The 255-nt window shown below is 69.0% G+C and carries 1 pseudogene; it reads right to left on the minus strand.

What is annotated here, in order from left to right:
• Positions 1-255: pseudogene (locus R0J87_RS22475) on the minus strand (dihydroorotase); the annotation flags it as partial.

Raw genomic sequence — 255 nt, forward strand, 5'->3', positions numbered from 1 at the left:
CCCCAGGCTGAGGGTCAGCAGGGTTTCCAGGCCGACGATCCCGGGCTCCGCCAGGCGGAACGGCAGGCGCTTGGAATCCACGTCCTGGGGCGTGTGGTCGCTGGCGATCAGGTCGATCGTGCCGTCGGCCAGACCCTCGACCACGGCGCGCCGGTCGGCTTCGGTCCGCAGCGGCGGGGACGTCTTGGCAAAGGTGCGATAATCGCCGACATCGACTTCGGTCAGGGTGAAATAGGCCGGCGCGGTGTCGCACGT

The organism is Halomonas sp. SIMBA_159 (assembly GCF_046536035.1).
Lineage (GTDB): Bacteria > Pseudomonadota > Gammaproteobacteria > Pseudomonadales > Halomonadaceae > Vreelandella > Vreelandella venusta_A.